Source organism: Anaerobacillus sp. MEB173 (assembly GCF_052119505.1).
Lineage (GTDB): Bacteria > Bacillota > Bacilli > Bacillales > JBJMAU01 > JBJMAU01.
In genome coordinates this window covers 455457-467887 of sequence record NZ_JBJMAU010000002.1, presented here as the reverse complement: position 1 = coordinate 467887, position 12431 = coordinate 455457, and the positions used below count along the sequence as shown (strand labels likewise).

General features: G+C 37.2%; 11 protein-coding genes. 9 read left to right on the top strand and 2 right to left on the bottom strand.

Annotation, left to right across the window (positions count from 1 at the left end; genetic code table 11):
• Positions 1-8 precede the first annotated feature (8 nt).
• The 6 genes from ACJ2A9_RS06885 to ACJ2A9_RS06860 all read left to right on the top strand — a co-directional run bounded on the left by ACJ2A9_RS06885 (position 9) and on the right by ACJ2A9_RS06860 (position 6328).
• The gene (locus tag ACJ2A9_RS06885; RefSeq protein WP_441420876.1) at positions 9-914 is read left to right on the top strand and encodes a dihydrodipicolinate synthase family protein; all 906 of its coding nucleotides are present in this window, start codon (positions 9-11) and stop codon (positions 912-914) included.
• 149 nt (positions 915-1063) lie between these two features.
• Positions 1064-2029 carry a DMT family transporter gene (locus tag ACJ2A9_RS06880; protein ID WP_441420875.1) on the top strand — a complete coding sequence of 322 codons (966 nt, stop codon included), beginning with the start codon at positions 1064-1066 and terminating at the stop codon, positions 2027-2029.
• Positions 2030-2163: 134 nt separating this feature from the next.
• The gene (locus ACJ2A9_RS06875) at positions 2164-2373 is read left to right on the top strand and encodes a hypothetical protein (protein ID WP_441420874.1); all 210 of its coding nucleotides are present in this window, start codon (positions 2164-2166) and stop codon (positions 2371-2373) included.
• Between the two features lie 34 nt (positions 2374-2407).
• Complete coding sequence (locus ACJ2A9_RS06870; RefSeq protein WP_441420873.1) at positions 2408-3538, top strand: GerAB/ArcD/ProY family transporter; 1131 nt, start codon at positions 2408-2410, stop codon at positions 3536-3538.
• A 1-nt stretch (position 3539) separates the two neighbouring features.
• Entirely contained in the window at positions 3540-4772 is a 1233-nt protein-coding gene (locus ACJ2A9_RS06865; RefSeq protein ID WP_441420872.1) for a Ger(x)C family spore germination protein, read from the top strand.
• Positions 4773-4795: 23 nt separating this feature from the next.
• Positions 4796-6328 (top strand): spore germination protein, encoded by a 1533-nt coding sequence (locus tag ACJ2A9_RS06860; protein WP_441420871.1) that lies wholly within the window; start codon positions 4796-4798, stop codon positions 6326-6328.
• Between the two features lie 32 nt (positions 6329-6360).
• On the opposite strand, the gene ACJ2A9_RS06855 is transcribed toward ACJ2A9_RS06860, so the two are convergent.
• Positions 6361-7575 carry an EAL domain-containing protein gene (locus tag ACJ2A9_RS06855; protein WP_441420870.1) on the bottom strand — a complete coding sequence of 405 codons (1215 nt, stop codon included), beginning with the start codon at positions 7573-7575 and terminating at the stop codon, positions 6361-6363.
• A 368-nt stretch (positions 7576-7943) separates the two neighbouring features.
• Between ACJ2A9_RS06855 and hemE the strand changes: the two genes are divergently transcribed.
• From hemE to hemY, 3 genes are read left to right on the top strand one after another with little or no spacing between them, the layout of a single operon-like run.
• The gene (gene hemE / locus ACJ2A9_RS06850; protein WP_441420869.1) at positions 7944-8981 is read left to right on the top strand and encodes a uroporphyrinogen decarboxylase; all 1038 of its coding nucleotides are present in this window, start codon (positions 7944-7946) and stop codon (positions 8979-8981) included.
• 19 nt (positions 8982-9000) lie between these two features.
• Complete coding sequence (hemH, locus tag ACJ2A9_RS06845) at positions 9001-9945, top strand: ferrochelatase (RefSeq protein ID WP_441420868.1); 945 nt, start codon at positions 9001-9003, stop codon at positions 9943-9945.
• 1 nt (position 9946) lies between these two features.
• Complete coding sequence (gene hemY / locus ACJ2A9_RS06840) at positions 9947-11368, top strand: protoporphyrinogen oxidase (RefSeq protein ID WP_441420867.1); 1422 nt, start codon at positions 9947-9949, stop codon at positions 11366-11368.
• 36 nt (positions 11369-11404) lie between these two features.
• Here hemY and ACJ2A9_RS06835 read toward each other — a convergent pair whose 3' ends face one another.
• Entirely contained in the window at positions 11405-12343 is a 939-nt protein-coding gene (locus tag ACJ2A9_RS06835) for a selenium metabolism-associated LysR family transcriptional regulator (RefSeq protein ID WP_441420866.1), read from the bottom strand.
• Positions 12344-12431 lie beyond the last annotated feature (88 nt).

Below are 12431 nucleotides of genomic sequence, written 5' to 3'. Positions count from 1 at the left end.
GATGGAAAATGCTAAAGCATAATTTTCGTGGGATTATTCCTCCAGTCTCGACAATCTTTAATGACCAAGGTGAACTTGATCAGGCTGGAATGGGAAAAGTCATTGACTTTTTAATTGAAGCCGGTGTAGATGGACTCTTCTTCTTAGGTACTGGTGGAGAGTTCAGTCAGATGACGGAAGCTGAGCGGAAAGAGGTAGCCTCATTTGCTACTGAATATGTTGCCGGACGTGTTCCCGTGTTAATAGGGACAGGGAGTGCAAATACACGTGAAGTTGTTTCACTTACACAACACGCAAAAGAAGTGAAAGCCGATGGTGCTGTTATTATTAATCCTTATTATTGGCCATTAACTGAGGAGAATTTGTTCAAGCATTATGCTACTGTTGCAGAAGCTGTTGATATTCCTATTCTCCTTTATAATTTTCCGACACTTACCGGTCAGGATTTAAGTCCGGATTTCGTTGCAAAGTTAGTCAAAGCATATCCGAATATCGTTGGTATTAAAGAAACTGTCGATACAGCAGGACATATTCGTGAAATGATTATTAAAGTGAAGGGTGAAAATCCCAATTTTTCAGTGTTGGCCGGATTTGACGACCATTTGCTTAATACTCTATCATTAGGTGGGGATGGGGCGATTTCAGCAAGTGCCAACTATGCGCCTGAATTTCAAATAGAGCTATACAAAGCTTACATGTCTGGTGACATGAAGACAGCTCTTGATATTCAACGGCGATTAGCATATTTACCATTAATGTACAAGCTTGATAGCCCATTTGTAAGTGTCATTAAAGAAGCCATGCGATTACGTGGACAGCAGGTCTCAAATTATGTTCTCCCTCCAGCCAATCTTCTAAGTGAGGCTAAGATTCAAGAGGTGAAAGCAATTCTTGAGAAGGCAGGATTAATGTAGAGTGTGAGTTAAAAATGAAAAATGTGTTTATTGGGGATATTAGGCAAAGTCTAATATCCCCATATTTTTTTGAAAAGTGTTATGATATGAAAATGGCCGTATATTTCATCTGTTGTTATTATAGTGAGCTTTTATGAGAAGGAGAGGAGATGAGGGAGCTGCCAAAACTATTGATTTATGGATTATTAGTAACTGTTATGTTCATATGGGGATTAAATGTAGTTGCCATCAAAATGTTAGTTGAAAGCTTTCCGCCATTAACGATGACATCGATCCGTGTATTTGCAGGGAGTTTGGTTGTGGTAGCAACTGTTTTTCTGCAGCGGAAATTTCGGATGCTAACAAGGCAAGAATGGCTATTTGTAAGTGGAGCGATTGTATTAGGGGTAATTGGTCATCATTTTTTCTTGGCATTAGGGCTAGAAAAGACTTCAGCATCGAATGCAGGAATTATACTCGGGTTAGTTCCACTATCAACATCGATTTTTGCAATGATTTTTTTACATGATCATTTAACAAAATTACGTTTAATTGGTATTATACTTGGATTTACAGGTGTGGTTTTTGTTGTTATGCAAACAAATGGCAGTCTAGGAAATATATCTATAGGTGATCTATTTGTTTTTGGTGCGATGCTGACCCAAGCATTAAGCTTTATCTTTATTAAAAAAGCAACAGATACTCTTGATTCATTACAAGTGACTGCGGTTATGCTTTTTGTCGGGTCTATTCTTATGTTTTCGATTAGCCTGTTCTTTGTAGAACCAGGAAGGACGACCGAGATGACAACAGGTTCGGCATTACTATGGGTTGTATTTTTTTGGTCAGCTATTATCGCGACCGGATTTGGTCATATGTTATATAATGCTGCAATTCATCGTCTAGGTGCTGGACAAACGGCTATCTTTATTAATTTGTCACCGTTTTTCGCACTTGTAGGTGCCTATTTCTTTTTAGGTGAAATTATTGTCATCAGTCAATTACTTGGCTTTTTGTTAATTGTTGTTGGAGTTATTTTTGGCACGGGCTATATTGATGAGCAAATTGAGAAACGAAATGCAAAACAAAATTCAAGGGATGAATATGATGCAATGATGAAACAAGTAGGAGACTGAAGCCATTTTTGAGGGCTTTGGTCTTTTTTTTGAGGAAATTACACTTTATTTTTCCAATAAAACATAATTTAAACTCTTTGTGAAAAAACTATTAGCGATACTTTTACTAAGAATGAAAAAGTTGGTGATTTTAAATGAGCGGCATGGAAGAAATTATAAGTCGCATCTTAGGATTTATGCCACAAAGATCAGTCTTTTGGACGGCAGTATTAACATCAACAATTATCATTGTTACTCAATATGTACATGGTCTTTTGAATAAACTGGTTATTTTACCTTGGATGAAGCCGGAAAACCAAAAAAAGAGGCAGCAATTATTACAAAAGGACGAGCAAGAACAATAATGAGTTAAAGTTTCACAAAAGGTGGGAACGTCATATGATCACCGATCAGGACCAATATCGGGTTTCTCCGATAGAAATGTCGATATTAATTATTTCCATGATCATCGGGGTAGGCATCTTAACGGTACCGAGAGCATTAACGAGTGCTCAGGAAACTGCAGACGGATGGATTTCAATAGGTATAACTGGAATAGTAGTAATGATTAATGTGTTTATTTATGTACAATTGCAAAAAAACTTCCCCGGAAAAAACTTACTGCAATATTTTGCTGAGGGTAAAAAGGGGAAATGGTTAGCTAAAATTTTAAGTGTTTCGTTTATTCTTTATTTCCTCTTCCTACTTGGTTATGAAGCTAGAGTGCTAGGAGTGGTAGTTAAGCTGTATCTTTTGGATCAGACGCCATCAGAAGTGATTGTTTTAATCATGCTATTATTAATTGTTTATGCTGTTAATAAGGGTGCCCAAGGGGTTATCCACCTTAGCCTTATGTTTATTCCAATCGTTATTTTCGTCTCTTTTTTAATCTTTCCGTTTAATATAATGAATATTAGTTTTGAGCGTGTATTACCAATAATGCCTGAAGGTATTTTACCAGTACTTCTTGGTGTAAAAGAAATGATATTATCGTACCTTGGCGTTGAAATTATTTTTTTCTTTATGGCTTATATGAAAGTAGAAAACCTCAGATCAAGACCATTAAATCTAGCTATTCTATTTATTACAATGCTATATGCTTCCGTTTATTTTTTTACAGTCGCAGTTTTTGGTGTTGAAATGACGAAGTATACGACGTTTCCCACTGTTGATTTAGCGAAGGAAGTTGAAATTCCCGGGGGATTTATAGAGCGGATTGAATCGCTGGTGATCACTGTTTGGATCATGACGATTTTTAACACGATGAGTATTGCTTTTTTCTTACTAGTTCAAACAGCCAAACAGCAATTTCTTGTAAAGAAAAAAGCAACCTATCTCCCTGCAGCAGTTGCTTTTGTTGTCTTTATTTTAGCCTTTGTTCCATTATCACTTTCGGAAACTTTTGAATTTGGAGATTATATTGGTTGGTTTGGTTTAAGTTTGTACATAACTTCAATCATTAGTGGTTTTCTTACGGTGTGGTTACGAAAGCGAAGAGCACAATCAAACCAAGAAGTAAGGGGGATGTAAGGTGACAAAGAAATTAATATTTCTTTTCTTATGTGTATCATCTCTTCTAATGTCTGGATGTTGGGATCGAACTGAGATTGAGGAGATTGGTTTTTTGACAGCAGTAGCGATTGATCCACTTACAGAGGAAGAAGAAAAAATAGAAAATGAAAAATTCGAAAAAGAAACCGGAATAAAACTAAATCGGAAAAGTGTAAAAAGATTCAAATCAACTTTTCAAGTCGCTGTACCTGGAGCTTTAGCCAGTAGTGATGGTGGCGGAGCAAGTGGAAAGCCGTTTTTTAATATTACTTCAACCGATATGACGAACTTTAAAATGGGCCGAAATGTTGGTATGAGAAGAAGTCGGATGTTAAATTTTGAGCATCTTAAAGTCATTATTATTAATTATAAAATGCTTGAACAACCAGAATTTATGGAAAAGCTACTTGATTTTTATATTCGAGATCACGAAATGAGGAGACAAACGTATGTTCTTGTTTCAGAAATGCCAGCTTCTGCTACGTTGGAGCATAAGTTACCATTAGAAACCATGCCGGCAATCAGTATTCGTGATATACGTGAAAATTTTCATCGGGAATTGCCGATGCCAACAACAGTAACGATTGGAAAAATAGCTGAAAATATTGTCGCTGAAAATAGTTTTATTGTTCCGCGTATCGTCCATAACCAAACGACTCACGGGATAAAAATTGCCGGAGCGGCAGTGTTTCAAGGAAAAGAAAACCGAATGCTTGGCTGGTTAGGGGAAGAGGACGTCATGGGATATCACTGGATTATGGGGGAAGGATTAAATGGAATTCTTCAGGTTCCGTTTGAGGAAGAGGACGACGCATTTTTTGTTTATGAAAATTTAATGGATGCTTCCAAGGTTACCTATAAAAGAGAAAATGATCAACTGAAGTTTCAGGTCGAGATTCGTGCGGAGGGGATTTTTGGTGAAAGCTGGTTTCGCGGGGTAGAAATTAGTGATCCGAAAATTCAAGATCAGCTGTCTGACGCTGTTGCGAAAAGGATTGAACAACAAGCAACAATGATCATTGATAAGATGCAAAATGAATTTCATGTTGATCCATTTGAATTCTGGCGTGAAGTTAGAAAGAAAGACTATAAATATTGGAAGAAAATTGAGGATAAATGGGACGGAGCAGATGGTGAGTTTGCAAAAGCAGACATTACAGTCAATGCGAATGTGAAAATTCGTCATTATATGTTAAATGAGCGCTTGGATTAACGGCTAATGGGGTGGAAGGTAGGATGTTCAAGAAATTACTCAAAAAACTAAATGAGAATAAAGTTCGTAAAACAAAAGAATATCATTTAGAGCTTTCAACAGAGCTAACCAAAACAGTTGAGTCAATCAAAAATATCGTCGGTGAAAGCGATGATATTATTCAACGTGACTTTATGATTGCTAAGCAGGTCAATGCGACGATTTTCTTTATTGATGGTTTAAATAACCAGGATCGAATTGAAGGTGAAATTGTTAGGCCTCTGTTGTACTTTACAAAAGAGGAAGTAGCTGAACTGAAGGATGATAAGCAATTACTAGAGAAGTGGCTTAATAAAAATGTCCTCGTTTCCGATTATAAGGTCTATGAAACGTTTGATGAAGCAATTCTACCCTTTATGTCAGGGGAATCTTTGTTAGTCATTGATGGCATTGCCAAGTTGATTGTATTCGAAACACGTCGCTTTGAACAACGAGGAATTGATGAGCCGCAAAGTGAAGTTGTGATTCGTGGTCCGAGAGACGGCTTTATCGAAACGATGCTCGTCAATGTAGCTCTTATGAGACGCCGCCTTCGTGATCCGAATTTAATTGTGCAATTTGGATCACTTGGGCAACGCTCGAAGAAAGATTTTGCGCTCCTCTATTTGAAGGGGGTTGTGAATCAAGATCTTGTTGATGAAATTCGTTATCGGATATCTTGTATTGATGTAGACCATGTTGCTGAAACAGGGACGATTGAACAGTTAATTGAGGATAATGTTTTATCGCCCTTTCCGCAAATGTTACAGACAGAACGACCTGATAAAGCAGTCGGTCATATTACAAATGGTCATGTTATTGTTGTTGTTGATGGAACCCCGTTCGTCTTAATCGCACCAATTACGTTTCAACAATTGTTTAAATCACCTGAAGATTATTACGACCGCTGGCACATTGGTACATTGATCCGGGTTCTTCGTTATTTAGCCGCATTTATCGCGCTGTTTTTACCTGCGCTTTATATAGCGATGGTCTCCTATCATCAAGGTATGATTCCTACGACATTGGCCTTATCGATAGCAGGGTCGAGGGAGGGTGTTCCCTTTCCTGCCTTTGTTGAAGCATTGATGATGGAGTTTACGCTTGAGCTGCTTCGGGAGGCTGGAATTCGCCTGCCGCGACCTGTTGGGTCAACAATCGGTATTGTCGGTGGTCTAGTAATTGGTGATGCTGCTGTTCGTGCTGGAATTGTAAGTCCGATCATGGTAATTGTTGTTGCGATTACAGCGATCGCTTCCTTTGCTATTCCGTCTTACAATGTAAGTATTACACTAAGGGTTCTACGTTTTATGTTAATGATTTCGGCAGCGATTTTTGGACTGTTCGGCATTGTCGTTATCTATATTTTAATTAATATTCATTTAGTAGGTTTACGTAGCTTTGGTAGCTACTATACGTCTCCGTTTGCCCCTTATCGATTTGCTGATTGGGTAGATATGGTTATCCGGGCGCCACTATCTGTACATAAAATGAGAACGGATGAACCGCGAACAATCGATGATAAACGCCAAGGGTGAAGTTCTAAAAGGTCGCTCATACCTCTTAGCAGTTAAGACATCATATGGGCTTGAAGTTGATTTACTCTGCTTATCATTGTCTTTTTGATATCAAGAAATAAGTAGAGGTTTTTATGAACGGGATAAGAAAACGTAACGATCGGTTCATTTGTCTCTAAATCGATGTAAATTTCGGATAGAATACCTCGTTTGTTTAGTTGCATTTTGACAATGTTTTGCAAAAAGTAGGGCCGCCAGCTCCAATTTTTGTTTCGGTATTCTTTGTGAAAACACCAAAAACCTAATGAGTTATTCGTAACATTAGAAGAGACTTGGATGCCGTTTTCATCGCATAAATAAAGACGAAAGCATTGGTCAGGAATAAAAGGAAGAAATTGACGAATATATTGATCACCATCTGATTTCACACGAACATCATTGAAAGATTGCTTAAAAAGCTCATTTAATTGTGCCTCAAAGAGAAAACGGTTCTTAAGCTCATAAATGTGCTTTTTAATAATCTTCTCCATTTCATGAATGTAGAAATTTGAGCTGTTCATTTGAAGTATCGGATGCTCACTAGGTTTTGCAAATAAATACCCTTGATAATATTGACCGCCATATTTCCAGGCATTTTTCATTTGTTCGATTGTTTCAATTCCTTCAAATAGTAATATTGCCCCTATTTTTTGGGACAAGATAGATAGTGAATAGAGAACATCCCGAAATGGTTGGGAATGGATACTTTGCTTAATGAGGTTCAAATCTACTTTAAGAATGTCAGGGCCTAGTGCTGCAATTCGATCTAGATTACTGAAACCAGTACCAACGTCATCAACCGCAATTTTGCAACCAAGTTTACGAAATTTTGAAAGAAGAATACTTAACTTAAGTTCTGATTTTGAGAAGTTTTTTTCGGTTACTTCCAGGACGATTTGTTGTGGGGCAATCCCCATCTGTTCGTATTGTTGAATCATCGTATATAAGTTGCATTTTTCATTATCGACTAACCACTCCGGGTGAATATTGAGGAATAATAGCCGTTTACGATGGTTTACTCGTAAAAAAGATTCTAGTGCCTTTTTTCTTATGTGAGTGTCAACTTCAATTATTTTGTTCTGTTGCACATTAGGATTATGGAAAAAAGGACCTAGGCTTTGGTATCCTTGTTTTGTCTGGATTCGTCCCAATACTTCATAACCAATTATATTCCGATCATCCATACTTATAATTGGTTGAAAAAAAGGGACTATTTTTTGCATGTTCATAGGCTGCCCCCCACTTGTCACAGGATTTAAAACAAATTTTACCATTTTGTTATTGTTTATACGCGATGGGAGAGAGATTTTCTGACATAAAATGATCGGCTGCTAATGAAAACCATTAGACATCAACAATTTTATGACTTTTTTGTTGTTAATCTGTACATCATTGCGCTCAATCGCTATAGTAGAAAAGATGAGTGTAATTATTTACTATTTTAATATTGTTTATGGATGAGGAAGGTGTAAATAAGCTATTACCATAGATAAAAGTTTATTTCAATAGCCTAAGTCATTGTAAAGTTTGGATATTATTCGTATAATTTTTCATGATTGTATGAAAAGATTGTCTAAAAGAAAGGTGTGGGGTTTTAATGAGTAACCAACCGTTTAATGATAATTTCTTACGTGCCTGTAGAGGTGAAAAAACAGATCATGTTCCAGTTTGGTATATGAGACAAGCTGGTCGGTCGCAGCCTGAGTATCGTGCCATAAAAGAAAAGTATTCGTTATTTGAAATCACTCATCAGCCTGAGCTTTGTGCTTATGTTACAAAGCTGCCTGTTGATCAATATAATAATGATGCAGCGATTCTTTACAAAGATATAATGACACCACTACCTGGTATTGGTGTTGATGTTGAAATCAAATCGGGGATTGGTCCAGTCATTGAAAACCCGGTTCGTTCAAAAGCTGATGTTGAAAGGCTTGGTGAACTTAATCCAACAGAGGCAATCCCTTATGTGCTAGACACAATTAAATTGTTGCGTGAGCAGCTGAGTGTTCCGTTAATTGGATTCAGTGGTGCACCATTTACACTTGCTAGTTATATGATTGAAGGAGGACCTTCAAGAAACTATCATAAAACCAAAGCATTTATGTATTCTGAGCCAGAAGCTTGGTTTATGTTAATGGACAAACTTGGTGAAATGACAATTACATATGTGAAATCACAAATAGAGGCTGGTGCCCAAGCTATCCAAATTTTTGATTCGTGGGTGGGCACATTAAATGTTGCAGATTACAGAATGTTTATTAAGCCAATTATGAATCGAATTTTTACCGAATTGAAGAAAGAAAATGTTCCGTTAATTATGTTTGGAGTTGGCGCAAGTCATTTAGCAAATGAGTGGCATGATTTACCACTTGATGTTGTCGGTCTTGACTGGAGATTACCAATTCAAGAAGCAAGAAATCGCGGGATTACGAAAGCAGTTCAAGGTAACTTAGAACCTGCCCTACTGCTTGCTCCATGGTCGGAAATTGAAAAGAGAGCAACAGAAATTCTAGATCAGGGTATGAAAGATCCAGGCTATATTTTTAATCTTGGACATGGTGTTTTCCCTGATGTTAAGCCAGATACATTAAGACGTTTAACAGCATTTGTTCATGAATATAGTGCAAAAAAATAAATAATTATGAGGTGTTTACATGTCTAAGAAAACAATTGGACTGCTAGTAATGGCGTACGGAACACCAAGAAGTGTTGAACAAATTGAGCCATATTATACACATATTCGTCGTGGGAGAAAACCATCTCCAGAAATGCTAGCGGAGTTAACTGAGCGGTACGAAGCAATTGGGGGGATTTCTCCATTAGCAAAAATTACAGATGAACAAGCAGCGAATCTTGAGAAGCGATTAAATGAATTCGTTGATGACGTTCAATTTAAAGCATATATCGGTTTAAAGCATATCGATCCTTTCATTGAAGATGCAGTAATACAAATGAAAGAAGATGGCATAGAGGAGGCAATTACCCTCGTATTAGCACCTCATTACTCCACGATGAGTGTGAAATCTTACAATGACCGGGCGAAAGAGGCAGGTGCAAATCTTGGTGGACCAAAATTGACTTGCATTGATAGCTGGTATAATGAGCCGAAGTATATCCAATATTGGGTGAAGAAAATAAACGAAATAATGTCTCAAATTGCGGAAAGTGAAAGAGATAAGACAGTTGTTATTTTTTCTGCACACAGTTTACCTGAACGTATTTTAAAAATGAATGATCCTTATCCTGAGCAGTTAAAAGAAACTGCAAGGCTTATTGCTGAAAAAGCAGGCGTGAAGCATTATACGATAGGTTGGCAAAGTGAAGGAAAGTCCCCAGAGCCATGGCTAGGTCCTGATGTACAAGATTTAACGAGAGAGTTACACGAAAAAGATGGATACACAACAATGATCTATTGTCCAGTTGGATTTGTTGCTGAACATTTAGAAGTTCTCTATGACAATGATATTGAATGTAAAGCCGTCACTGATGAACTGGGTCTGAACTATTATCGACCTGAGATGCCAAATGCAAAACCAGAATTCATCGAGAGCTTAGCTACTGTTGTGATGAATACGTACAATAAGAAAGAAAGTGAATAGAGTGGGACAAAGGAAACAAAAAGTAGCAATTATAGGTGGAGGAATTACTGGGCTGACCGTTGCTTACTATTTACAAAAGGAAATTCGCTCTAATCAGCTTCCAATAGAATTTGCGTTAATCGAAGCAAAAGATCAACTCGGCGGTAAAATAGAAACTGATTATACGGATGGGTTTGTCATTGAAAAAGGTCCTGATTCATTTCTCGCAAGAAAACAGAGTGCTGCAAGGTTAGCAAAGGAAGTAGGGATGGAGAGCGATCTGCTTTCAAATGATACAGGAAAATCTTATATTTTAAAGGGAGGAAAGCTTTTTCCAATTCCCGGGGGTTCGATTATGGGAATCCCAACAAAGTTAGCTCCCTTTGCAACAACAAAATTGTTTTCTCCCATTGGGAAAATAAGAGCTGCCGGTGATTTAATTCTTCCCCGAGTAACAGAAAAGGGAGCAGATCAATCTTTAGGAACGTTTTTTAGAAAACGCTTAGGTAATGAAGTTGTTGATAACCTTATTGAACCGCTGCTTTCTGGAATTTATGCCGGGGACATCGATAAATTAAGTTTAATGGCCACGTTTCCTCAATTTTATCAAGTTGAACAGAAGCATCGCAGCTTAATTCTTGGTATGGGGAATACAACACCAAAGCCTAAGGCGACAGAACACAAGAAAAGTAAGCCGCAAGGGATGTTCCTAACGTTAAGGGGCGGTCTGCAATCCTTTGTGGATGCAATTGAGAATTCATTACAAGCAGGTTCGGTTGTTAAAGGTGTTGGAATTGAAAGTGTGATCAAGCAAGGTGATCAATACGAGCTTCTATTCTCAAATGGAAGAAAAGAAATATATGATATTGTTATAATGGCAACACCTCATTTTGTAACGAGAAAAGCTTTTTCCAATTTCTCTTTTGTTCAGAGTCTGGATGAAATCCCGGCGACTTCTGTTGCGACAGTTGCTCTCGCTTATCCGGCATCTGCCATCAAGCAAGACATTGAAGGAACGGGTTTTGTTGTTGCCAAAAGCAGTCAGCACACGATTACAGCCTGTACATGGACACATAAAAAATGGCGTCACTCCACTCCTGAAGGGAAAGTGCTTTTACGCTGTTATGTAGGACGTGCCGGCGATGATGATATTGTCTATAAAAGCGACGATGAAATCATTCAGGCTGTTCTTCAAGATTTAAACAGTATTATGAAAATTGATCAAGATCCAGAGTTTCATATTATTAAGCGCTGGAAAAAGGCAATGCCACAATATGTTGTTGGCCATAAAGAGCGGATTCATCAAATAATGAGTGAAGCAGAGAAAGAAGTACCAGGTGTCTTTTTAGCTGGTGGATCATATGAAGGTGTTGGGTTACCGGATTGCATTGATCAAGGCGAGGAAGCTGTAAAAAAAATTATTGAGTATAACAAAAGACGCTAGGAATCCTAGCGTCTTTTGTTCTGTGATTCATTATTCTTATAGACTCATTTCTTTATTTGTGTTAAAGGGTTCGTCGAGAAACTTTTCGATTGTAAATTTAAGAAAAGATTCTGTTTGAAGAGTCAAGATCTTATCTTTATCATGAACGATATAAAAGTTACGTTTAAGAGTAAGACCTGGAATTTTTAGAATACGTAAAGTGCCTAATTGTAATTCCTTTTGAATCGCTGATAGTGAAATAATCGAGATCCCCATTCCTGATTCAACGGTGGCTTTAATTGATTCTGTGTTTTCGAGTTCCAGAACTACATTTAACTTTGCCGGATCAAGTTGATTTTTTCTTAATGTTTCTTCCATAACTTGACGTGTCCCAGATCCTTCCTCACGTAATATGATCGGTAGCGAGAATAAGTCATCTGTTGTCATAGTTTCTTGAGAGGGTACAAGAGGATCATCATTTGTGGCTGATGCAATGATGACAAGTTCATCCTCCAAAAAAGGTTTACAGATTAATGATGGGTGAAACATGGGTGCTTCAATAAATCCCAGATCAATTTCTTCATCAATGATTTTTTCGATAATTTGTTTTGAATTGTATATTTTCATAATGATATTAACGAGAGGATATTCTTTTTTAAATCTCCCCAGTTTGTACGGTAATAGATGTTCACCAATGGTCAGACTTGCACCGATATAGAGATCGCCATGAATTGATTCAGATAAGATTGACATGTCTTTTTCCACTTTATTCACAATTTCAATAATTCTTTTTACATAATCATAAAGTAATTTCCCAGAATCAGTTAACTCAATCTTTTTTGTTGTTCTTTCAAATAATTTAACATTAAGAGACTCCTCGAGGCTTTTAATTTGTAAACTTACTGAAGGCTGCGAAAGATGGTGTATTTTTGCAGTTTCAGAAAAGTTCTTTTTAGTAGCCGCTGTAAAAAAAACTCTTAAATGATCTAAATTCATAGCATTCTCCTTTGAAAGCATAAATTTCTACTGAAAAGTTATACCATGAAAGAGCTGGTTAGCCTCTATAAACTATTTTAAATCTTCT

Bases quoted from the DNA above. Each gene is read 5' to 3' on its own strand.
- ACJ2A9_RS06885 (WP_441420876.1), top strand. From the start codon at position 9: ATGCTAAAGCATAATTTTCGTGGGATTATTCCTCCAGTCTCGACAATC.
- ACJ2A9_RS06880 (WP_441420875.1), top strand. From the start codon at position 1,064: ATGAGGGAGCTGCCAAAACTATTGATTTATGGATTATTAGTAACTGTT.
- ACJ2A9_RS06875 (WP_441420874.1), top strand. From the start codon at position 2,164: ATGAGCGGCATGGAAGAAATTATAAGTCGCATCTTAGGATTTATGCCA.
- ACJ2A9_RS06870 (WP_441420873.1), top strand. From the start codon at position 2,408: ATGATCACCGATCAGGACCAATATCGGGTTTCTCCGATAGAAATGTCG.
- ACJ2A9_RS06860 (WP_441420871.1), top strand. From the start codon at position 4,796: ATGTTCAAGAAATTACTCAAAAAACTAAATGAGAATAAAGTTCGTAAA.
- ACJ2A9_RS06855 (WP_441420870.1), bottom strand. From the start codon at position 7,575: ATGAACATGCAAAAAATAGTCCCTTTTTTTCAACCAATTATAAGTATG.
- hemE (WP_441420869.1), top strand. From the start codon at position 7,944: ATGAGTAACCAACCGTTTAATGATAATTTCTTACGTGCCTGTAGAGGT.
- hemH (WP_441420868.1), top strand. From the start codon at position 9,001: ATGTCTAAGAAAACAATTGGACTGCTAGTAATGGCGTACGGAACACCA.
- ACJ2A9_RS06835 (WP_441420866.1), bottom strand. From the start codon at position 12,343: ATGAATTTAGATCATTTAAGAGTTTTTTTTACAGCGGCTACTAAAAAG.